At 72.8% G+C, this 20,973-nt stretch carries 18 protein-coding genes, 5 tRNA genes and 1 pseudogene; 12 read left to right on the top strand and 12 right to left on the bottom strand.

The genetic code is table 11. The features are described from left to right. Nucleotides 1–111 precede the first annotated feature (111 nt). The 3 genes from ABT336_RS07530 (at nucleotide 112) to ABT336_RS07520 (ending at nucleotide 5,190) form a co-directional block, all read left to right on the top strand. The gene (locus tag ABT336_RS07530; RefSeq protein WP_350895685.1) at nucleotides 112–813 is read left to right on the top strand and encodes an ACT domain-containing protein; all 702 of its coding nucleotides are present in this window, start codon (nucleotides 112–114) and stop codon (nucleotides 811–813) included. A gap of 229 nt (nucleotides 814–1,042) precedes the next feature. Next, on the top strand, nucleotides 1,043–2,086 hold the full coding sequence (locus ABT336_RS07525; RefSeq protein WP_350895684.1) for a GNAT family N-acetyltransferase: 1,044 nt from the start codon (nucleotides 1,043–1,045) through the stop codon (nucleotides 2,084–2,086). A 194-nt stretch (nucleotides 2,087–2,280) separates the two neighbouring features. Then, nucleotides 2,281–5,190 (top strand): glycoside hydrolase family 9 protein, encoded by a 2,910-nt coding sequence (locus ABT336_RS07520; protein WP_350895683.1) that lies wholly within the window; start codon nucleotides 2,281–2,283, stop codon nucleotides 5,188–5,190. Nucleotides 5,191–5,467: 277 nt separating this feature from the next. Here ABT336_RS07520 and ABT336_RS07515 read toward each other — a convergent pair whose 3' ends face one another. From ABT336_RS07515 to bioB, 3 genes are all read right to left on the bottom strand, one after another. Further along, the gene (locus ABT336_RS07515; RefSeq protein ID WP_350895682.1) at nucleotides 5,468–6,190 is read right to left on the bottom strand and encodes a putative endonuclease domain-containing protein; all 723 of its coding nucleotides are present in this window, start codon (nucleotides 6,188–6,190) and stop codon (nucleotides 5,468–5,470) included. A gap of 132 nt (nucleotides 6,191–6,322) precedes the next feature. Continuing rightward, nucleotides 6,323–6,526 carry a biotin synthase auxiliary protein BsaP gene (bsaP, locus tag ABT336_RS07510; RefSeq protein ID WP_350895681.1) on the bottom strand — a complete coding sequence of 68 codons (204 nt, stop codon included), beginning with the start codon at nucleotides 6,524–6,526 and terminating at the stop codon, nucleotides 6,323–6,325. After that, the gene (bioB, locus tag ABT336_RS07505) at nucleotides 6,523–7,518 is read right to left on the bottom strand and encodes a biotin synthase BioB (protein WP_350895680.1); all 996 of its coding nucleotides are present in this window, start codon (nucleotides 7,516–7,518) and stop codon (nucleotides 6,523–6,525) included. The genes bsaP and bioB overlap by 4 nt, the downstream gene beginning before the upstream one ends. A gap of 176 nt (nucleotides 7,519–7,694) precedes the next feature. Here bioB and ABT336_RS07500 point away from each other — a divergent pair. Both ABT336_RS07500 and bioD read left to right on the top strand, forming a co-directional pair. Continuing rightward, a pseudogene (locus ABT336_RS07500) lies at nucleotides 7,695–8,828 on the top strand (8-amino-7-oxononanoate synthase); the annotation flags it as partial. A gap of 83 nt (nucleotides 8,829–8,911) precedes the next feature. After that, nucleotides 8,912–9,616 carry a dethiobiotin synthase gene (gene bioD, locus ABT336_RS07495; protein ID WP_350895706.1) on the top strand — a complete coding sequence of 235 codons (705 nt, stop codon included), beginning with the start codon at nucleotides 8,912–8,914 and terminating at the stop codon, nucleotides 9,614–9,616. Nucleotides 9,617–9,629: 13 nt separating this feature from the next. Here bioD and ABT336_RS07490 read toward each other — a convergent pair whose 3' ends face one another. After that, nucleotides 9,630–10,844 (bottom strand): cytochrome P450, encoded by a 1,215-nt coding sequence (locus ABT336_RS07490; RefSeq protein ID WP_502891128.1) that lies wholly within the window; start codon nucleotides 10,842–10,844, stop codon nucleotides 9,630–9,632. A 9-nt stretch (nucleotides 10,845–10,853) separates the two neighbouring features. Continuing rightward, a complete protein-coding gene (locus tag ABT336_RS07485) occupies nucleotides 10,854–11,528 on the bottom strand; it encodes a class I SAM-dependent methyltransferase (RefSeq protein ID WP_350895679.1) in 675 nt (224 codons plus the stop codon). Between the two features lie 178 nt (nucleotides 11,529–11,706). Here ABT336_RS07485 and ABT336_RS07480 point away from each other — a divergent pair, with 178 nt between their 5' ends. Beyond that, on the top strand, nucleotides 11,707–12,627 hold the full coding sequence (locus ABT336_RS07480) for a hypothetical protein (RefSeq protein WP_350895678.1): 921 nt from the start codon (nucleotides 11,707–11,709) through the stop codon (nucleotides 12,625–12,627). Nucleotides 12,628–12,748: 121 nt separating this feature from the next. On the opposite strand, the gene ABT336_RS07475 is transcribed toward ABT336_RS07480, so the two are convergent. Beyond that, the gene (locus tag ABT336_RS07475; RefSeq protein ID WP_350895677.1) at nucleotides 12,749–13,351 is read right to left on the bottom strand and encodes a TetR/AcrR family transcriptional regulator; all 603 of its coding nucleotides are present in this window, start codon (nucleotides 13,349–13,351) and stop codon (nucleotides 12,749–12,751) included. 324 nt (nucleotides 13,352–13,675) lie between these two features. On the opposite strand from ABT336_RS07475, the gene ABT336_RS07470 reads away from it, so the two are divergent. The 3 genes from ABT336_RS07470 to ABT336_RS07460 all read left to right on the top strand — a co-directional run bounded on the left by ABT336_RS07470 (nucleotide 13,676) and on the right by ABT336_RS07460 (nucleotide 13,936). Beyond that, nucleotides 13,676–13,748 (top strand) — tRNA-Gly (locus ABT336_RS07470). 30 nt (nucleotides 13,749–13,778) lie between these two features. Continuing rightward, nucleotides 13,779–13,849, top strand: a tRNA-Cys gene (locus ABT336_RS07465). Nucleotides 13,850–13,861: 12 nt separating this feature from the next. Next, a tRNA-Val gene (locus ABT336_RS07460) sits at nucleotides 13,862–13,936 on the top strand. Between the two features lie 134 nt (nucleotides 13,937–14,070). Here the strand turns inward: ABT336_RS07460 and smpB are convergent. Both smpB and ABT336_RS07450 read right to left on the bottom strand, forming a co-directional pair. Continuing rightward, a complete protein-coding gene (gene smpB / locus ABT336_RS07455) occupies nucleotides 14,071–14,601 on the bottom strand; it encodes an SsrA-binding protein SmpB (protein ID WP_350895704.1) in 531 nt (176 codons plus the stop codon). Between the two features lie 27 nt (nucleotides 14,602–14,628). Next, a complete protein-coding gene (locus ABT336_RS07450) occupies nucleotides 14,629–14,862 on the bottom strand; it encodes a DUF6458 family protein (RefSeq protein ID WP_350895676.1) in 234 nt (77 codons plus the stop codon). 146 nt (nucleotides 14,863–15,008) lie between these two features. Between ABT336_RS07450 and ABT336_RS07445 the strand changes: the two genes are divergently transcribed. Both ABT336_RS07445 and ABT336_RS07440 read left to right on the top strand, forming a co-directional pair. Next, nucleotides 15,009–15,081: transfer RNA gene (locus ABT336_RS07445), tRNA-Gly, on the top strand. A 60-nt stretch (nucleotides 15,082–15,141) separates the two neighbouring features. Continuing rightward, nucleotides 15,142–15,216 (top strand) — tRNA-Val (locus ABT336_RS07440). Nucleotides 15,217–15,283: 67 nt separating this feature from the next. Here the strand turns inward: ABT336_RS07440 and ABT336_RS07435 are convergent. Then, the gene (locus tag ABT336_RS07435; RefSeq protein ID WP_350895675.1) at nucleotides 15,284–16,258 is read right to left on the bottom strand and encodes an Acg family FMN-binding oxidoreductase; all 975 of its coding nucleotides are present in this window, start codon (nucleotides 16,256–16,258) and stop codon (nucleotides 15,284–15,286) included. Between the two features lie 153 nt (nucleotides 16,259–16,411). Between ABT336_RS07435 and ABT336_RS07430 the strand changes: the two genes are divergently transcribed. Next, nucleotides 16,412–17,050 (top strand): response regulator, encoded by a 639-nt coding sequence (locus ABT336_RS07430; RefSeq protein WP_350895674.1) that lies wholly within the window; start codon nucleotides 16,412–16,414, stop codon nucleotides 17,048–17,050. Nucleotides 17,051–17,071: 21 nt separating this feature from the next. Here ABT336_RS07430 and ABT336_RS07425 read toward each other — a convergent pair whose 3' ends face one another. The 3 genes from ABT336_RS07425 to ABT336_RS07415 form a co-directional block, all read right to left on the bottom strand. Then, nucleotides 17,072–18,745 carry a GAF domain-containing sensor histidine kinase gene (locus ABT336_RS07425; RefSeq protein ID WP_350895703.1) on the bottom strand — a complete coding sequence of 558 codons (1,674 nt, stop codon included), beginning with the start codon at nucleotides 18,743–18,745 and terminating at the stop codon, nucleotides 17,072–17,074. A 135-nt stretch (nucleotides 18,746–18,880) separates the two neighbouring features. Further along, entirely contained in the window at nucleotides 18,881–19,891 is a 1,011-nt protein-coding gene (locus ABT336_RS07420) for an Acg family FMN-binding oxidoreductase (protein ID WP_350895673.1), read from the bottom strand. A 175-nt stretch (nucleotides 19,892–20,066) separates the two neighbouring features. Continuing rightward, on the bottom strand, nucleotides 20,067–20,942 hold the full coding sequence (locus tag ABT336_RS07415) for a universal stress protein (RefSeq protein WP_350895671.1): 876 nt from the start codon (nucleotides 20,940–20,942) through the stop codon (nucleotides 20,067–20,069). Between the last annotated feature and the right edge of the window lie 31 nt (nucleotides 20,943–20,973).

The following is a 20,973-nucleotide window of genomic DNA, read 5'->3' as shown; positions in this document are numbered from 1 at the left end:
TCAGGGAAGTTGCACCCGGGTCATCCACCCGCAACACGGACGAAATGGTCATCCGGCAGGCTGGCACCCAGCCTGCCGGATGTGCCGGCCCCGCCGTGTGGAGGGACAGACATGTTGCTCAGAGTTCGGGTGACCCTGCCCGACCGGCCCGGAACCCTCGGCCAGGTGGCCCGGACCCTCGGGGTCTGCGGCGCCGACATCGTCCAGGTCGTGGTGCTGGAGCGGCTCGGCGGGCGGGCGGTCGACGACTTCACGGTGGTCTGGCCGGGCGCGGGTCGGGTCGAGCGGCTGCTGATCGGGTTGGCGGCCATTCCCGGTGTCCAGGTGGACGGGGTCTGGCAGGCGATCGGCGCACCCACCACCACCGGCCAGGACGCGGAGCTGCTGGCCCAGGTGGCGGCGAACCCGACCGACGGGCTCGCCACAGTTGTCGACGCGGTCCCCGGGTTGCTGGCCGCCGACTGGGCGGTGGCCGCCGTGGTGCCCGTCGACTGGGCCTCCCGCGCCGGTGGGGGGCAGGCGAGCGTCGCGCACGCCAGCTGGCGGGCCCCCGCCCCGCCCCGGTTGCCGGAGGTGACCCCGCTGCGGGCCCGGGCGTTGACGAGCGTCGACGGTGGGCACTTCGCGGTGGCACCGTTCGGCCGGGCCGGGCTGGTCCTGCTGGTGGCGCGGGAACGCACCGACACCCTCACCCCGGCGGCGTTCCACAGCACCGAGGTCGACCGGCTGGCGCAGCTCGTCCGGGCCAGCGCCGTCATCCTCGGCGACCGCCTGGACCTGGTCGGCGCGCCCTCGGCGGTCGCCGGGTCCTGACCGTCGGGCCTTCGGCCCGACCCCTCCTCGTCGGCTCGGCCCTGGTTCGGGACCGAGCTGTCGCCCGACCCCTCGGGGTCTCCGGCGACGGGCCGACCCCGGTTCGGGGTCGGCCCGATCCGATTCCGGGTGAATGTGATCTGCGCCCGGTACCGGGCCCGTCACCGCAGGGCAACGCTCTCGCAACAGCGGGCGGCGAAGGTCGGACCAGGCGAGGAAGGGAACGAAGATGGCGCTGTGGCGGATCCGGGCGACGGTGGACGACCGACCGGGCTTCCTGTCGGTGCTCACTGCCAGTCTCGCGCTGCGGGGGGTGAACATCCTCAGCGTGCAGGTGCACACCACCGAGGCCGGTGCGATCGACGACTTCCTCGTGGACGCCCCCGACTCGGTCGACGAGGCCGAGTTGACGGCCGCCGTGGAGCGGGGGCGCGGTCGCCGGTGCTGGGTCCAGCGCAGCGAGGCGCGGGGGTTGGCCGACCCGCCGACCCGGGTCCTCGGCCTGGCCACCCGGCTGGTCCGGGACCCGGAGGCGTCAGGTGAGGCGCTGCGGGTCCTGCTCGGCGCGGACGAGGTGAGCTGGCGTCCCGCCCCGTCTGTCGACCGTCCGGGCCTCGACGACCACCGGATGCGGTTGGCCGACCCGACCGGCGGGACCTTCACCCTGCGGCGGGCCGCCCCGAGCTTCACCCCGGCCGAGTACGCCCGGGCACAGGCCCTGGTGGAGTTGGCAGCGACAGTCGCCCGACGCGCCGAGGACCAGGTCACCGTCGTCGTCGCCGACGGTGCCGAGGTCCGGGTACGCCCGGCGGGCGTCGACGACGTACCGGCGCTTGTCGATCTGCACGAGAGGTCCTCGGAGCGCAGTCGACAGCGACGCTACCTCGGTGGCTGCGGGGTGCCCGCCCCGTCCCGGCTGCGCCGACTGGTCGAACCGGAGCGGGGGGTCACCCTCGTCGCCCTCGACCTCGACGCCCCGGGGGAGCCGGTGGTGGCGATGGCGAACCTGCTGGGCGAGGGGGACGAGGCCGAGGTGGCGCTGCTGGTCCGCGACGACTGGCAACGACGTGGGATCGGCACCGCCCTGCTGCGCCGGGTGGTCCGCCGCGCCGAGCGGGACGGGTACGCCGCCCTTGTGCTGCACGTCCAGGCGGAGAACGTGCCGATGCTGAAGACCCTCCGTCGGCTGGGCCGCCCCACCCCGGTGGACCGGGACGGGCCGCTGCTCACCGTCACCCTGCCGCTGACTGTGACCCCGGCGATCACGGGCTGACCGGGGGCCACGGCTCGGGTGGTGGTCGACGGGGTTCCCAAGCCGTCGATCGGTGGATACATTGTCTGTCATCCATGGGAGCGCTCCCGGGCGCTCATCTGCGGACCCACCCCACCACCGGCCACCGGCGAGTTCCCCCGACGCCGTCTCGCGTACCTCGTCGGCTGCCGGGCACCTTCCGACAGGAGCCCCCGATGCGCCACCGCCCCCGCCCACCGCTCGATCGTGGCCGGCTACGCCGCCTCGTCGCCGCCGGTGCCGCCCTGACCAGCGGACTCGCCCTCGCCCTCACCGCACCCCCGGCCGCCGTCGCCGCCCCGACCACCGCCACCGCCCCCACCACCACCACCACAGCGGCACCAGCCTTCAACTACGCCGAGGCGTTGCAGAAGTCGCTGCTGTTCTACGAGGCGCAGCAGTCCGGCCCGAAACCGTCCTGGAACCGGGTCTCCTGGCGGGGCGACTCGGCGCTCACCGACGGCGCCGACGTCGGAGTCGACCTCACCGGCGGCTGGTACGACGCCGGTGACCATGTGAAGTTCGGCTTCCCGATGGCGTTCAGCACCACGATGCTCGCCTGGGGAGCCGTCGAGTACCGGGCCGGGTACGTCCAGTCCGGCCAGCTCACCCACCTCCTGAACAACCTGCGCTTCGTCAACGACTACTTCGTCAAGGCCCACCCCGCCCCGAACGTCCTCTACGGACAGGTGGGCAAGGGCGACGACGACCACAAGTGGTGGGGGCCGGCCGAGGTGATGCCGATGGCCCGACCCGCGTACAAGATCGATGCGAGCTGTGGGGGCGCGGACCTGGCGGGGGAGACGGCGGCGGCGATGGCCGCGTCGTCGATGGTGTTCCGCCCCACCGACGCCGCCTACGCCGACAAGCTGCTCGGCCACGCCAGGCAGCTCTACACCTTCGCCGACACGGTTCGGAAGAGCTACAGCGAGTGCATCACCGACGCCACCAGCTTCTACCGGTCCTGGAGCGGCTACCAGGACGAGCTGGTCTGGGGCGCGATCTGGCTGTACCGGGCCACCGGGGACGCCGCCTACCTGGCCAAGGCCGAGACCGAGTACGACAGGCTCGGCACCGAGAACCAGTCCAGCCTTCGCTCGTACAAGTGGACAGTCGCCTGGGACAACAAGCAGTTCGGGGCCTATGTGCTGCTGGCCAACCTGACCGGTAGGCAGAAGTACGTGGACGACGCCAACCGTTGGCTCGACTACTGGACCGTCGGGGTCAACGGGGAGAGGGTCAGGTACTCCCCGGGTGGGATGGCCGTCCTCGACTCCTGGGGTGCGCTGCGGTACGCCGCCAACACCGCCTTCGCCGCCCTGGTCTACAGCGACAAGACCACCGACACCACCCGCAAGGCCCGGTACAAGGACTTCGCCGTCCGGCAGATCGACTACGCCCTCGGCGACAACCCCCGCAACTCCAGCTACGTGGTCGGCTTCGGAGCGAACTCCCCGAAGAACCCGCACCACCGTACCGCCCACGGCTCCTGGTGGGACAGCAGCAAGGTGCCCACCGAGACCCGACACGTCCTCTACGGCGCGCTCGTCGGCGGACCCTCCTCGCCGAACGACGCGTACACCGACGACCGCGACGACTACGTGATGAACGAGGTCGCCACCGACTACAACTCGGGATTCACCTCCGCCCTGGCCCGACTCACCCAGGAGTACGGCGGCACCCCGCTCGCGGGATTCCCACCGGTAGCCACCCCCGACATCGACGAGCTGACCGTGGAGACCACGGTGATGCAGAACGAGCCCCGGGCCACCGGACTGAAGGTGATCGTCTACAACAAGTCGGCCTTCCCCGCCCGAGCCCTGACCGACGGCAGGTTCCGCTACTACTTCCGCCCCGACGGCACCGGGCCGGTCCAGGTCACCCCCGGCTACACCCAGGGCTGTCCGTCCCCGACCACCGCCAAGCAGCACTCCGCCGACCTCTGGTACGTCGAGGTCGACTGCACCGGCCACACCATCGCCCCCGCCGGACAGTCGGCCCACCGGATGGAGGTGCAGTTCAAGGTCGGCGTACCGGAGGGCGGGACCTGGAACCCGGCCGACGACCCCTCGTACCAGAGCACCGCCGGACCCAACCGGAACGTTCCCCTCTACGCCGGGACCACCCGGGTCTGGGGCACCGAGCCCGGACCGTCGGCCCCCGACACCACCCCACCCACCGTCCCGGGCACCCCGGTCGCCTCCGGACTCACCTCCACCTCGGTCACCCTCACCTGGCCGCCCTCCACCGACACCGGCGGCAGCGGGCTGGCCGGGTACGTGGTCCGCGAGCAGCAGACCGGCAGCGACGTGGTGGTGGTCCGCAACACCACCACCAACAGCCTGACCGTCAACAGCCTCATGCCGGCCCGGACGTACACCTTCTGGGTCAACGCCCGCGACGGGGCCGGCAACCAGTCCACCACCGCGCCGGAGATCCGGGTGACCACCCCGGCCGGCAACAGCGGCGACACCACCCCACCGGCCGCACCCGGTCGCCCCGTCGCCTCCGCCGTCGGCGCTGCCGGACTCACCCTCACCTGGCCCCCGGCCACCGACGACGTGGGGGTGACCAGCTACCGGGTCTACCGCCAGGCCGCTCCGTCGCAGACCCTGATCGCCACCGTCACCGGCACCACCCACACCGTGACCGGGCTGACCCCGGACACCACCTACACCTACTACGTCGTCGCCCTCGACGCCGCCGGCAACGTCTCCCCACCGTCACCCACGGTGACGGCGACCACCACCCCGGCCAATCCCACCTCGTCCTGCGCGATCGGCTACACCACCAACGACTGGAGCACCGGCTTCACCGCCAACGTCACGGTCACGAACACCGGCACCACCCCGCTGACCGGCTGGACCCTCGCCTTCGCCTTCCCCACCACCGGCCAGAAAGCCGGGCAGGCATGGTCGGCGACGGTCTCCCAGACCGGTATGGCGGTGACCGCCACGAACCTGTCCTACAACGGGGCGCTCGCCCCCGGGGCGTCGACGAGCTTCGGCTTCAACGGCACCCACACCGGCACCAACCCCAAGCCGACAGCCTTCACCCTCAACGGTCAGACCTGCACCACCGGCTGACCACCCTTCGACCCCCCGGCCGCCGGTCACCTCCCCTCACAGGCGGTGACCGGCAGCCGGCCTGGCAAGAGTCCGTGCTTCCGGTGTGTTCCGGCCGGCCCGGAGGGTGGCCAGCTTCTGGTCCATCTCCGGCCCACCTCCGCGCGGGGCCGAAGGTCGGATCCGATTCGTCCCGCTGTCGGCCGACGGCCCGCCCGGCGGTCCGTCGGCCTCCGGCCCGGTCGTCCGTCGGCCTCCGGCCCGGTCGTCGTTCAGGTGGGACGCCAACCGGCGGCGGTCAGGGCCCGCCGCACTGTCGCCGCCACCTCGTCCGGGCGGGTCGTACCAGCCAGGCCGGGAACCGCAGGATCCGGTCGCCCACCGCCCAGACGTCGTTCTGCCGCTGCATGTCCGCAGCCCAGTGGTGTACGTCCATGTGGTGCGCGCCGTCGATCTCCACCTGTAGCCGCCACCGTGGCCAGTACGCGTCGAGCCAGCGGGTCCGCCCGTCGACGTCCGCCCGGCGGTGCTGAGTCCCGGGGCGGGGCAGCCCGTACCGTCGGCACAGCCGGAGGAAGTCGATCTCCGACAGCGCCTCGGCCCCGCCCTCGAGATCGGCGACGATCTGCCTGACCAGCCCCCGTCGGGCTGTCCGGGGCAGCTCCTGCGGCACCCTCCGTAGCTCCTCGGGCCGGACCCGACGCTGTTGACAACCCGCCGCCAGCACCGTCGCCGCCTCAGCCTCGGTCCGCGCCCAACCCGCCGCGTCAACCAGGGCGCGAGCCGTCGTGGTACGCATCGGCCGGGCGTTCTGCACGTGCGCCTCGGGAAGGGTGGCCGTCCGGTGCACCAGCACCGCAGGCATGTCGATCGGCATCGAACGCAGCACCCCCCGCCCCGGTCGCCGGGCAGCGGGAACCAGCAGGTGCAGCGGTTCCTGGCGCAGCCCGCGTACGCCCGCTTCGGCTGCCGCTGTCACTCCGGCGAGGAACGCGTCCGGGCCGAGCGCGAGTGCGGCCACCCATAGTTGCTGGTCACGGGTGAGTCGACCGTTTCCGGCGAGAAGAAATTCGCGGCGACAAGCGCGGAGAGCGCGAGGGCGCGAGAGGTGTGGAGGGTGCGAGAGGCGCGGAGGTGCGACGGGCGGGGTGGGTCAGCCTCGGAGGTCGCCGTGTTCGACGCAGACCGCCGACCATCCGGCCGGGAGGATCTGCACCTTCATCCGGCGGCGGCACCGGGCACAGAACCGTGGCGGCTCCAGCGACCTGGCGGACGCACAGGTCGGATGGGTGCCGGTCGCCGCCGGCTCGCCACACCTGTCACACCACAGTGGGGCCACGTGCCCGGTCCCCGTCACAGGGTCTCGGAGAGCGCCTTGACCGGCATCTTCAGGTCGTCGAGGAGCCGAAGGTCGTCGGTGGCCGGACGGCCCAACGTGGTCAGGTAGTTGCCGACGATCACCGCGTTGATGCCGCCGAGCAGCCCGTCCCGGGTGCCGAGGTCACCGAGGGTGATCTCCCGGCCGCCCGCGTACCGCAGGATGGTGCGGGGCATGGCCAGGCGGAACGCGGCGATGGCCCGCAGCGCGTCCTTCCCCTCGACCACCTGACGGTCGGCCAGGGGAGTACCCGGGCGGGGATTGAGGAAGTTCAGCGGAACCTCGTGCGGGTTCAGCTCGGCGAGCTGGGCGGCGAACTCCGCCCGCTGCTCCACGGTTTCACCGAGGCCCAGGATGCCGCCGCAGCAGACCTCCATCCCGGACTCGCGCACCATCCGGAGGGTCTCCCAGCGTTCCTCCCACGAGTGGGTGGTGACCACGTTGGGGAAGTACGACCGGCAGGTCTCCAGGTTGTGGTTGTAACGGTGTACGCCCATGTCGACGAGTTCGTCGACCTGCTCCTTCGTGAGCATCCCCAGCGAGGCGGCGACCTGGATGTCGACCTCCGCCTTGATGGCGGCCACCCCCTCGCGCATCTGCTTCATCAGCCGGGCGTCCGGCCCGCGTACGGCGGCGACGATGCAGAACTCCGTCGCCCCGGTCGCCGCGGTCTGCTTCGCCGCCTCGACGAGCGACGGGATGTCGAGCCAGACCGACCGGACCGGCGAGGTGAACAGGCCCGACTGGGAGCAGAAGTGGCAGTCCTCGGGGCATCCGCCGGTCTTGAGCGAGACGATGCCCTCGACCTCGACCTCCGGGCCGCACCAGCGCATCCGCACCTCGTGGGCGAGCTGCAGAGTGGCGGAGAGGTCCTCGTCGGGCAGGGTGAGAACGGCGAGGACGCCGGCTTCGTCCAGGCCGACGCCGTCGTCCAGCACCTGCGCCCGAGCCTGATCGAGGATTTCTGCCATGGCTCGTACCCTACAAGGCCCCCGAGGCGGCGGGAACGCCGCCGCCGACCACCCTCCGCGCCCACCAGGGCTCGCGTACGCGACGCGCCCGGGGACGGCGGGGTGGCCTCCACGCCACGCCGGTCCGGGGCGGCCGGGTGGTAATTTTCGCCCGACGGACGGTGAGGGGAGTGACGGTGGCGGACTGGCTGGCGGCCCTCGATCGTCGTGCCGAACTGCGGGCGAGGGCCGGGCTCACCCGACGGTTGCGACCTCGCCCCGTCGACGACGCGGTGGTCGACCTGGCCGGCAACGACTACCTCGGCCTGGCCACCCACCCCGAGGTCGTCGCCGCCGCCGCGCAGGCCCTGACCGGGTACGGGTTGGGTGCCGCCGGGTCCCGACTGGTCCGTGGCTCGACCGAGGCGCACCAGTTGTTGGAGACGGCTCTGGCGGACTGGCTCGGCGTCGAGGCAAGCCTCGTCTTCTCCTCCGGTTACCTGGCCAACCTCGGTGCGATCAGGGGTCTCGTGCGTCCGCGTACCCTCCTGGTCTGTGACGCCCACAACCACGCCTCGCTGATCGACGGGTGCCGCCTGTCCGGGGCGGAGACGGTGGTGGCCGGGCACACCGACGTGGCGGCGGTGGCCCGGGCGTTGGCCGCCGCGCCCGGCCGACCGGCGGTGGTCGTCACCGAGTCGGTCTTCTCCGTCGACGGTGACCTCGCCCCCCTGGCCGACCTGCACGCCGTCGCCCGTCGGTACGGGGCGTTGCTGCTCGTCGACGACGCCCACGCGGTGGGTGTCCTCGGCCCCGGCGGAGCCGGCGGGGTGGCGGCGGCGGGGCTGTCCGGCGAACCCGACGTGGTGGTCACCGCGACCCTGTCCAAGGCGCTCGGCGGTGCCGGTGGGGTGGTGGCGGGTCCCGCCGGGTTCGTCAGGCACCTGGTCGAGACGGGACGGACCTTCATCTTCGACACGGCGTTGCCGCCCGCCGTCGCCGCCGGGGTGCTCGCCGCGGTGCGGTTGGCGCAGCACGCCGACGACGAGCGCGCCGAACTCGCCGACCGGGCCGCCGCCGTGGTCCGTCGCCTCCGCGCCGCCGGTCTGACGGTTCCGGTGCCGGACGGGGCAGTGGTGTCGGTGACCGCCCCGAGCCCGCAGGCCGCCACCGCCTGGGCCGCCGACTGTGCCGACCGGGGCGTTGCGGTGGGCTGTTTCCGGCCGCCCTCGACGCCTGACGACAGGTCCCGGCTGCGGCTGACGATCAACACGGGGGTGCCCCGAGCCGACTTCGACAGGGCACTGGAGGTCGTCGTCGACTGCGCGCCACCCGGCGGTCCCACCGAGGCCGGCGCGGACCGTTCCGGATCGTGCGCCACGGTGCCGTCGTGACCGCGCCCTGGCAGGGGCCGGTGCTGGTCACCGGCACCGACACCGGCGTGGGGAAGACCGTGGTGACCGCCGCGATCACCGCCGCCGCGCAGGCCGCCGGGCTGCGGGTGGCGGTGGTCAAACCCGGCCAGACGGGTACGGCCGACGGCACCCCGACCGACCTCGACGAGGTGAACCGGCTGGCCGCGCCAATGACCGGCCGTACGCTGGCGAGCTTTCCCGACCCCCTCGCACCCCTGGCTGCGGCCCGGGTCGCCGAGCTGGAGCCGTTGGAGCTGTACACCGCCGTCGACGCGATCCGGGCCGAGGCCGACAAGCACGACCTGGTGCTGATCGAGGGGGCCGGTGGGTTGCTCGTCCCGATGGGGGTACGCCCCTCCGGTGAGCCCTGGACGGTGGCCGACCTGGCGGTCTCCCTGGACGCCCCGGCGGTGGTGGTGGCCCGGGCCGGGCTGGGCACCCTCAACCACACCGCGTTGACGCTGGAGGCGCTGCACCGGCGGGCGGTACCGGCCGGGATCGTGATCGGGGCGTGGCCCGCCGAGCCCGAACTTGTCCACTGGACCAACCTCACCGACCTGGTACCGGATCTGCTCGGCGCGCTGCCCGACGGCGCGGGTGCCATCGACCCGGGGGTGTTCCGCCGCTCCGCCCCGGGCTGGTTGACCCCGGCCCTGTACGGCGTCCTCGACGACTGGCGGGCCTGGGCCGAGGACGCCGGCTGATCGGCCTCGCCGGTCAGCGGGGTCGGCGGATCACGAAGGCGTCAGGCATCCGGAAGGTCAGATTGTCCGGGTACCAGGGGGCCCGGACCACAGTCGCCCCGGACAGCAGCGGCGCGACCTCCTCGACCACCACGCCCGCCTCCATCCGGGCCAACTGCGCTCCGACGCACCGGTGCGCGCCGACGCCGAAGGCCAGGTGCCGGCGGGAACCCCGCTGCCCGGGTACGAGGTCGTCGGGGTGGGCGACCACCGCCGGGTCGCGGCCGGCCCGGCCGAGCCAGAGGACGACGCTGCTTCCCGCAGGCACCACTGTGGACCCGAGCCGGGTCCCGGTCGTCGCCACCCGCCGCCACGTCACGATCGGCGGCTCCAGCCGAAGCCCCTCCTCGACCACGTCGGCCACCGACACCTCACCCCGCCGGAGACCGGCGACGACCCCCGGGTGACCGGCCAGCCGGTGCAGCAGCAGGGTGAGGAACTGGGAGGTGGTCTCCTGCCCGGCGACCAGGAGGAAGAAGAGCGCGCCGACCACCACGTCGGGCGGGTGTCCGGCGGCCCTGAGCCGGGCCACCAGGCCGCCCCCGGTGGCGGCGAACTCCCTCAACACCAGGTGGAAGCGTCCGACCTCGGCGGCGAGGACCCGCTGCCGGTCGGCGTCCACCGGGGCCCAGAACAGTTCCAGGGCGGCCCGGGCGAAGTCCTTGACCACGCCGACCGGGGCGTCCGGCAACTCGACGAGCCGGGCGAGGGCCAGCAGCGGCAGGTCGGCGGCGACCTCGGCGTGCAGGTCGACCTCACCCCCGACGGCCAGGGCTGCGGCGATCCCGGCGGCCCGCCGCCGGACCACCCCTGTCAACCACTGACGCTGGGCCTCGACCCGGGACGGGTGCAGGGCGTCGGCGACTATCGCCCGGATCGCCGGATGGCTCGCCCCGGCGTTGTTGGCCAGGGTGGGCGGTAGCCGGAACCGGTGTTCGGCGAGCACCCGCAGGGCCGCCACCGGCACCGGGGTCACCGCGTCCAGGGCGTTGTCCGGGCGGTAGGTCACCGGGTCGGCGAGGACCTGCCGGACCAGGGCGTGCCGGGTCACCACCAGATGTTCGACCCCCACGTGGTCGGCGACCACCGCCACGTCGGGCCACCCCGTCCGGGCCCCGTCGGTCCCGGGCGCGCTCGTCAGACCCGGGGGAGGGGGACCGGCGACCGCCGTCCAGCTGCTGAACAGCACTCCGACACGCTAGCGGGAGGCGCCCGGCCGGGCCGGGTTCAGCTCCCACACCGTGGTGCGCTTCACCCGTACGCTCTCCAACGCCGGGGGGACCGGCACCTCATAGGTCGCCAACTCCCGGAACCGTTCCCGGGGCAGGAACGCCCGATCCGGGTCGCCGACCAGGACCCGCGCCCCGGAGCGTGCCGACCGGAGCAGGAACCGCAGCATCCGGTTCGCCATCGCCTCGCTGTAGAAGACGTCCCCGGCGAGGATCACCTCGGCGTCGGTGTCGGCGGTGTCGGATTCGAGTAGGTCGGCGTGGTCGGCGGTGACGCGTACCCCGTTGGCCTCGGCGTTGAGCGCGACGGCGGCCACCGCCCGCTCGTCGATCTCGACGGCCCGGACTGCTGCCGCGCCCGCCCGGGCGGCGGCGATCGCCACCAGGCCGCTCCCGGCGGCCAGGTCCAGCACCCGGCGGCCGGCGACCACAGTCGGCTCGTCGAGGACGTAGCGGGCCAGGGCCTGCCCACCGGCCCAGGCGAAGGCCCAGAACGGTGGGGGTTGGGCGCTGTGGAACTCGCCCTCGGTCAGTTCCCACAGCCCGATCGGCTCGTCGGCCTGGTGCAGGCGTACCTCGGGGACGAAGGCCACCGGGGCGAGCCGGGCGTGCAGCCGGACGAAGGTCGCGGACAGGTCGGGCATGCCCCGATTGTGCCCGGTGCGGGATCCCGGGCGTGTCACGGGTGGGGGGTGAAGGGTTCACCACTGTCGGTGAAAGGGGCCCCTCTACTTCACTGTGCGTGCGAACACGCCCGTCTACCGCCGGGTCGGGTCCGCTCCTAGCGTTGATCACTGGACAGGACCCGGTAGGCACGAGGGAGTGGTGACGGTGTGGCGGTACGCGTTACGGGTCGGGGTGGTGCTGGCCTGCCTCGCGGGCGTGCAGGGGGCCATGGCCCTGCCGGCGCAGGCGGCGTTCGGCACCGAACTGCGCGGTGTGCCGCAGGAGTTCACCGCCGACGGCCGGGTGGAGACGATCGAGGCAGTGGTGGCCCGGACCGACCGGGACGGCGGATGCGTCAAGGTCCGCTGGTCGATGGTGTTGCAGGTGCAGGGATTGCGGCTCGACCAGGTCCGGGTGGACCGGATCGAGGAGACCGGCTCCTTCCCGGTGTCGGTCCGGACCGAGGGCTCGACGGCCCGGGTGACCGACAGGCAGCTCGACCCGGGGGTCAGCTGCCCGGACCGGACGGTGACCGCCACCTACCGGCTGGCTGTGACCGGGGACGTCGGGCCGGGCCGGATCAGCCTGGCCGCCGAGGCTTACGACGTGAACAACCGGCTGCTGTCCCGGCAGACCGCCACCCGGTCGGTGTTCGGGGCGGGCGGACGCCCGGAGCCGACCACCGCCGCCCCGCGTGAGCCGGAGCCGACGCCGGAGCCGACTGTGGAACCGACTGTCGAGCCGAGTCTCGAACCGACTGTCGAGGCGACGATCCCGGCCGAGGAACCGATCGAGTCCACCGACAGCAACGACGTCTCGGCGGGCGCTGCGGGCCGACCGGCCGCCCAGACCGGCGGCGGTTTCGGCGTGGTGCACGCCGCCTTCCTCCTCGGTGGCCTGCTGTTGTTCCTGGGGGTCAGTCTGCTGCTGCGCCTGCGGCACCTGATGCGCCCGGCCGGTGCCCCGGACGAGCCGAACGACCTGACCGTCTCGGTCGATCCGGACGACCGGGCGGCGCTGCGGCAACGGTGGGAGCGTCCCGCCAGTGCGCAACGTTGGCGCCCCGCCCGCCGCTGACAGCGTCGACGCCCTCGGCCGGGTCTCCTCGGGTCTTCCTCGGTCCGGCTGCCGTCGGTACGTCGGCTTTCGGTCCGGTCTCCGTCGGTCCCTCGGTCCGTCGCCTTCCGGTCCGGCCTCGTCAGTCCAACCGGGACGGATCGAGGCCGAGTTCGCGCGCTGCCACCAGCCGGATCCACTCGGTGAACTGGCGACGGGAGATGACCCGGTCGTGCACTGCGAACTGCACGGCGAGGCCGTCCATCACCGCGTTGATCCGCCAGGCCGCGCCGTCCGGGTCGGTGCACTCGAAGGTGCCGTCGGCCACCCCGGCGGAGATCACCGCCGCCAGGTCCGTGCGCCAGCGCAGGTCGAGGCGGCGGGAGACCTTCTCCAACTCCGGGGTACGCAGTGACTCCGACCACCCGTCGATCCACATCGCCCAGGAGGTGCTCCGGCCGGTCGGCGGGTAGAGCCGCAGGATCCGCTTCAGTTTGGTCAGGGGTGGTGCGGCGGAGCGGACCACTGCGTCCAACCGGGCCAGATCCTGCTCGGCCGCGTACGCGTACGCCTGCGCCACCAGTCGGTCCTTCGTGGCGAAGTGGTAGAACACCAGCGCCTGACTGACCCCGGCGGCCTGGGCAACGTCGGCTGTCCGGGTGTTGGCCAGGCCCCGTTCGGCGATCACGTCGCAGGCCGTACGCAGCAGGGCATCCAGCCGGATTTCGACCGCGCGTCTCGTCACGGCGTTACCGTAGCCTATCCGTTCGTGCACAAACAGTTACCGCCCGGGTGATGTTGCCTGGACTGACCGAACCCCGAGGTTCATTCAAGTTTGTCGGTTTGTTCGCGCCCCGTGCTCAGGGGAACCCGTCATCCTCCGATGGGCTCCCGTCGATGGCACCGCCACCACTCCACCCCGACCGACCACCGGCCCCTACCCATCCTCCTAGGAAGCTCTAGGCGGAGTTGGCCCGACTCCGCCGCGCCGGAATTCGCCCCCGATTTGGCAACCCTTCCCGGGCTCGGCTAAAGTTCCCATCCGTCACCCGGGAACACCGGAAGACGTGCGGACGTAGCGCAGCTGGTAGCGCATCACCTTGCCAAGGTGAGGGTCGCGGGTTCGAATCCCGTCGTCCGCTCGGAGATGCCGCCACGACAGGGGCAACCTCGGTGGAGTGGCCGAGAGGCGAGGCAACGGCCTGCAAAGCCGTGTACACGGGTTCAAATCCCGTCTCCACCTCGGCAAGAACGAGGGCGATTGGCGCAGTGGGAGCGCGCTTCCTTGACACGGAAGAGGTCACTGGTTCAAACCCAGTATCGCCCACCAGCGCAGCGAGGCGGTTCACCGGACAACCGGTGAACCGCCTCGCTGCTTTTCGGCAGTTTCGGGATTCCTCGGGGGAGCTGCACCGAACCGCTTGCGGTTCCCGCTGTCACCCGCCCCCGCCCGCCTCCGGACGGTCAGCGGCGTCGGCCCTTGAGGTGCCGGCCGAACTCCCTGGCGATCTCCCGGTTGGCGTCCCGTTCGGCGAGCGCCTGCCGCTTGTCGTACGAGCGGCGGCCCTTGGCCAGGGCCAGTTCCACCTTGGCCCAGCCGCCGGCGAAGTACATCGACAGCGGCACGAGGGTCAGCCCGGTCCCGTCCTCTCGGAGCCGGGTCAGGATCCGGTCGATCTCCACCCGGCGCAGCAGCAGTTTGCGGGTGCGCCGGGGCTGGTGGTTGGTCCACGTGCCGTAGCCGTACTCGGCGATGTGCAGGCCGTGCAGCATCAGCTCGCCGTCGAGTTCCTGGGCGAAGGCGTCCACCAGTGACACCCGCCCCTCGCGCAGCGACTTGACCTCGGTGCCGGCCAGGACGAGGCCCGCCTCGTAGGTCTTGAGGATGTCGTAGTCGTGTCGCGCCCGACGGTTCGACGCGACGACCTGACGACCGGTCTGCCTGGACGCGACGACCTCCGGTGGTGCGGGCCGACAGGGGCGGGACCAGCATATGGCCCCGCGCCCAGCGGCGGTGCGCCCCTACAGCGGCGGGGCGGGGTCGCGGCGCTCCTCGACGTACGGCTGCGCGGCCGGGGCGGCGACCACCTGACGGCGGCGTCCCCAGATCAGCCCGGTCATGATGAGCCCCAGCACGCCGGCGCCCATCAGGATCCAGCCGACCACGTCGAGGTCGACGCCGCCGACGGTGGCGTCCATGGCGAAGGTGAAGATCGCTCCGACCGCGATCAGAAAGATGCTCGTTCCGATTCCCACGACAGCCTCCTTCGGGGGTGCGGTGTGCTGTCGATGGATCCAGTACCCCGACGGCGAGCGGGGCAATCCCGGTGGACGGGGGTGGGCGACGCCTGATCTTGGGATCGGGTACAGTTGGTGCCGTCACCGATACCGATCGGTGGCACGCGGACGTAGCGCAGCTGGTAGCGCATCACCTTGCCAAGGTGAGGGTCGCGGGTTCGAATCCCGTCGTCCGCTCGTGGTCTTCCCCCACAGGGGAGACCGTTGCCGGAGCCGGTGATTCCGGTTCGGCCCCACGGGCGATTGGCGCAGTGGGAGCGCGCTTCCTTGACACGGAAGAGGTCACTGGTTCAAACCCAGTATCGCCCACCATCGATCATCAGAACGTCCGCAGTCGGCCCGGGGTCCCTCCCGGGCCGTTGTCGTTGCGGCGTCGGCCTCACACCTGGTCGACCAGGAGGTCCACCACCTCGTCGACGTCCCGGCGGGGGGTCGCCCACCCCGGTCGGCCGTAGCCGACCCGCAACACCATCTGCGGGGTCCCGAACCGGCCCAGGGACCGGCGCAGCACCTCCCGGGCACCCGGCACCTCGATCGGCTGGGACAGCAGGGACGCGGAGAGCCCGGCGTCGGTGGCGGTGAGCAGTACCCGTTGCAGGGCCTGCCCGGCGAGGATCTGGTCGACGCTGGTGTTGCCGGGGGCACCGAGCACCGCCACCAGGGGCTCGGCCTCGAAGTCCCGGCCGGGGGCGCGGTCGCGGTCGCCGAAGTCCCGGGTGGGTAGGAGGTCCTGGGGCTGGGACACCGGGCCACCGGCGGCGGCCGGGACCCCGTCGTCGGCCGGTCCGGTCCGTACCCAGTCGGCCAGTTCGGCCCGGTAGGCGGCCTCGCGGTGCAGGACCCGGTGGGCGGTGTGCGCGATCTCGGCGAACGCGTTCACCGCGCTGACCCCGATCACCAGTTCCAGCCAGCACCGTTCGGCCCGGGCCGCCTCGCCGAGCCGCCACCGCAGATCGGCCGGGACCGGGTCGGGTCCGAAGGGGGCGCGGTTGCTGAACCGCCGGGGCACCGCCGCGTGCAGGGTCCGCTGCGCCGGGGTCGGCGGGCGGGGGCGGTCCGGTACCAGCCGGGCCACCACCTCCGGGTCGTTCGGGTACGGGCGCAGCCGTACCCGGGCCGGTCGGCCCGCCACTGCCAGGGACAGCCGCAGGTTGAACAGGGCGGCCCCGCAGGAGAGCCGGGCACCCCAGCCGGACGGGTCGGTCACCGGAAGGCGACGCAGGGGGTCGACCGCCACCTCGATCCCGCCGTCGTGCAGCCGGAACCGCCACGGCTGGGTGTTGTGCAACGACGGCGCGCGGACGGCGTCCCGGACGGCGGCCCGCAGGTGGTCGACTGTGAAACCGGTGTCCATGGTGAGGCTCCCTTCCACAGTCACGGTGCCCCGTTCGGGCCGGTGGCGGGCAGGGCCGGACGTCCCGTCGTACCGGGTCTCACCGCCGGTGTCGGACGGGGGCCGGGACCTTCGGCCCGTGCGGAGCCGGGATCGGCCGGGTAGAAACGAGGAATGATCCGGGTGTTCCTTCTCGACGACCACGAGGTCGTCCGTCGTGGCCTGGCCGACCTGCTGACCAGCAGCGGCGACATCGAGGTGGTCGGCGAGTCCGGCTCCGCCCCGGAGGCGGCCCGCCGTATTCCGGCGCTCCGGCCCGACGTGGCGATCCTCGACGCCCGGCTGCCCGACGGCAACGGCATCGACGTGTGTCGGGACGTCCGGGCCGTCGACTCGTCGATCAAGGGCCTGATCCTCACCTCGTACGAGGACGACGAGGCGCTCTTCGCCGCGATCATGGCCGGCGCCGCGGGGTACGTGCTCAAGCAGATCAGGGGCACCGACCTGGTGGACACGGTGCGGCGGGTGGCGGCCGGGCAGTCGCTGCTCGATCCGGCGATCACCACCCGGGTGTTGGAGCGGATCCGCAACGGCGTGGAGCAGCCCCGGGAGTTGAAGTCCCTCACCGAGCAGGAGCGACGGATCCTGGAGTACGTGGCCGAGGGGCTGACGAACCGGGAGATCGCCGGACGGATGTTCCTGGCCGAGAAGACTGTGAAGAACTACGTCTCCAGTGTGCTGGCCAAGCTGGGGCTGGAACGTCGTACCCAGGCGGCGGTCCTGGCCACCCGGCTGCTGGGGCAGCGCCCCTGACGGTGGCCGGTGCCGTGCCGGTCAGAGCGGGACGCTCCAGTGCACTACGGTCCCGTGCGGGTCGGCCGGGGTCACCGTGAACTCCCCGCCGTGGCGGTGTGCGCGTTCCCGCAGGTTGACCAGGCCGCTGCGGGCTGCGGAGGGGTCCATTCCGATCCCGTCGTCGGTGACCGTCACCGTCAACCTGCCGTCGGCCACCGTCACCGCGACCGACACCCGGTCGGCCTCGGCGTGGCGTACCGCGTTGGAGAGGGCCTCGCGGAGTACCGCCGTCAGGTCGGGGCGGACCGCGTCGGGCACGGCGCTGTCGATCGGGCCGGTCAGTTCCAGTGCCGGGCGGTGTCCCAGGGCCGGGGTGGCGGCGGCGACCGCGTCGCGGATCTCGGTCCGCAACTCGGCGCTCATCGGGGTACGCAGCTCGAAGATGGTCCGTCTGATGTCGCGGATGGTGGCGTCGAGGTCGTCGACGGCGGCGTTGACCCGTCTGGTGACCTCGGGGCGGGTGCTCATCGGGGCGGCGCTCTGGAGTTGCAGGCCGGTGGCGAAGAGCCGCTGGATCACCACGTCGTGCAGGTCCCGGGCGATGCGTTCCCGGTCCTCCAGGACCACGAGGAGTTCCCGTTCCTCCTGCCCCCGGGCGCGTTCCATGGCGAGTGCGGCCTGCCCGGCGAAGCTGCCCAACAGTGCCACGTCGTCGTCGGAGGTGATCTGGACGCCCCGTTCCGGGGCGTGGGCGATGACCAGGACGCCGTGCAGGGTGTCGGCGGCGGCCAGGGGGGAGATCAGGGCGGGGCCGGTGGTGACCGGCACCGGCCAGGGGGCCGCCTCGGCGAGGTTGGCCAGCAGTTCGTGGCGGCGGTCGGTGACCGACCCGGCGAAGGTGGTCTCGGCGGCGGGCATCACCGTGCCGACCAGGTCGAAGGCGTGCTCGTCGGCGCCGTCGACCACTTCGACTGTGAACTGGCCGGCGTCCTCGTCGTAGAGGAGCACCAGCGCCAGTTCGGCTTCGGCCACCTCCCGGGCCCGCCGGGCGACGAGGGTGAGGGCGTCGGTACGCCGGACCTCGCCGAGCAGCACCGAGGTGATCTCGGCGGTGGCGGCGAGCCAGCGTTCCCGACGGTGGGCGAGCGCGTACAGCCGGGCGTTCTCGATGGCGACCCCGGCGGCGGCGGCGAGCGCCACCACGATCTCCTCGTCGTCCTCGGTGAACTCGGCGGCGCCCTGCTTGTCGGCGAGATACAGGTTGCCGAAGGCCTGGTCGCGGATGCGGACCGGGACGCCGAGGAAGCTGTGCATCGGGGGATGGTTGGCGGGGAAGCCGTACGAGCGGGGGTGTTGGGTGATGTCCGGCATGCGCAGCGGGCGGGGGTCGTCGATCAGCAGGCCGAGGACGCCCCGCCCGTGCGGGAGGTCGCCGATCCGGGCGCGGAGTTCGTCGTCGATGCCGTGCACGATGAAGTCGTGCAGCATCCGGTCTGGGCCGATGACGCCGAGCGCCCCGTAGCGGGCTCCGGCCAGTTCGCAGGCGGACCTGACGATCCGTTCCAGGGTGCTGCGCAGGTCGAGGTCGGTGCTGATGCCGACCACCGCGTCGAGCAGCGCCCGCAGTCGTTCCCGGCTGGCCACCACCTCGCCGACCCGGTCGAGCATCTCCTGGAGGAGTTCGTCGAGGCGGACCCGGGACAGGGGGCTCAGACCCAACGACGGGGTGGTGTGGTCGTGGTCCGAGTCGGGTGCGGTGGAGGGCACCGGGGGATGTTACCGCCGGTCACCCGCTGAGATGAGGTGACGACGCCGGAACGTGAGCAGGTGTTCGTTCCGTCGACCGGGTCACCCCTGCGGGTCGCGTACCGCCGAGGTGTCGACGGTCTGAGTGGCGGGCAGCCTCGGGGTGTGGGGTGGTCCGGCGTGCTCCGGGTCGGCCAGCCCCATCCGCAGCGCCAGGTACGGGTATCCGAGGTCGGCGAGGAGCTGCCGCAGGGTCTGCCGGGTGCCGGGCATCTCCACCACCCCGGAGAGCGGGACCAGTGACACCCCGAGCCGGGTGGCGGTCAGCCAGGCGGCGGAGAGCGCCTCCCCGGCCCGTAGCCAGTCGACGGGTTCGTCCTCGTCGCCGTAGAGCACTGCGTACCGGGCGGCCCGGTCGTGTCCCGGCCCGACCGGGAGGGTGCCGGGGCGGCCGAAGTCACGGCCCGGGACCGTGGTCTGCGGGGTCTGCTCGGGCAGCACCTCCGGGGGCAGCCCGGTGCCGGTGTCGGCCCGGCTGGTCCAGTAGGCGAGTTCCTCGCGCAGCTGCGGGTCCTCGGCTTCGACGGTGTCGGCGTGGGAGGCGGCTGCGGCGAGCGCCAGGACCTGGTCGCGGTCGAGGACGTGCAGGTGGACCCCTTCGGCGGTGGCGGCCTGGACGATCTCCTCGACGGCGGCGTCGGGTACCGGGTCCTCGCTGACCGGCCGTCGGTCGGTGTGTCGGATCCGCATGCACTGCACGGCCCGCATGGCGGCCGGGTCGGCACCCTCGTGACCCAGGGCGGTCAACCGGGCCAGCAGGTCCGGCCGGTCCGGGTCGGGCAGGCGGTCGACGACGGGCGTCCAGCCCTCGGCGGCCAGCGCCACCCGGGCGTGGTGCAGGGTGGCACCGCAGCTGAGGGCGAGCAGTCGGCCCTGCGGGTCGGTGGCGGTGAGCTGCCGGTCGGCGACGGCGTGCAGCTCCAGGGCGTCGGGCCGGACCTGCCACCGCCACGGCTGGGTGTTGTGCACCGACGGGGCGTGACCTGCCGTCGCGGCGGCCTCGGTGAGGGCGTCGACGAGTGAGCTGTCGGTACCCGGTGTCTGGTGGCTCATCGTCACGACCTTTCCGTTCCTGCCGTCGTGCCCCGGCGTGCCGCCGTGTCGGGGCGGGTCGTCTCCATGGTCGTCGACCGCCGGTGGGGTCCGCAGGGGAGAACGGTCCACCGGGACCGGGTCCTTCGACCCGGAACGGCGGGTCCCGCTACTCCTGTTCCCCGAACCGCCCCGCTCACTCCGACGGTTGCCGGATCACGGCGACCGGGCAGGGTGCGTGGTTGATCATCTGTTGGCTGACCGACCCGAGCAGCATCCCGCGCAGCCCGCCGCGACCCCGGGTGCCCACCGCCACGACCTGCGCGCCCCGACCCGCCGCCAACAGCAGGGCACCGGGGCTGCCCGCGCTCACCTCGACGTCGACGCGTACCTGCGGGTGGCGGTCCCGCCAGGGGGCCAGGGCCTCGTCGGTGTCGGCCCGTTCGACAGCGGTGGCCTCTTCGGCCTCGAATCCCTGGGTGCGGTACTGCATCGGCGACCAGGCCCGGACCACCCGGAGTGGGACGTCCAGCCCGGCGGCGCGTTCCACGGCCCAGCCGAGGGCCGGCAGTGACCCGGGCGAGCCGTCGAAGCCGACGACGACCGGGGCGCCGGTCGGGGCGGGACGTTCGGCGTCCTCGCGGACGACCACCACCGGGCATGCGGCGTGGGCGCTGACGGTGACGGCGGTGGAGCCGACCAGCAGCCCGCTGAACCCGCCGCGTCCCCGGCTGCCCAGCACCAGGAGGGCGGCCCGCGCGGACCGTTCCGACAGGACGAGGGCGGTCGGGCCGTCGAGGACGTCGCCCTGCACCCGCAGGCCGGGTCGTCGGGCGGCGGCCTCTGCGGCATCGTGTCGGACCTGCTGTTCGACCTCCCGGCGGGCGGTCTCGTCCGGCCACGTTCCGGGGGTGGTCCCGGGGCCGAGCCAGTCGGTGACCGTCAACCACTCGAAGACGTACGCCAGGCGGACCGGGCGTCCGCTGCGGGTCGCCTCGTCGAGGGCCCAGTCCAGGGCGACACGGGCGTCGGCCGATCCGTCGTAGCCGACCACGATCTCCTGGTCGTCCATGGGTGCTCCCGGTCTGCTCAACGCCTCGGTT

The sequence above is a fragment of the Micromonospora sp. NPDC000207 genome, from assembly GCF_040300925.1.
Taxonomy (GTDB): domain Bacteria; phylum Actinomycetota; class Actinomycetes; order Mycobacteriales; family Micromonosporaceae; genus Micromonospora.
The sequence above is the reverse complement of the archived record's forward strand: the minus strand, read 5'-3'. Positions and strand labels throughout refer to the sequence as shown.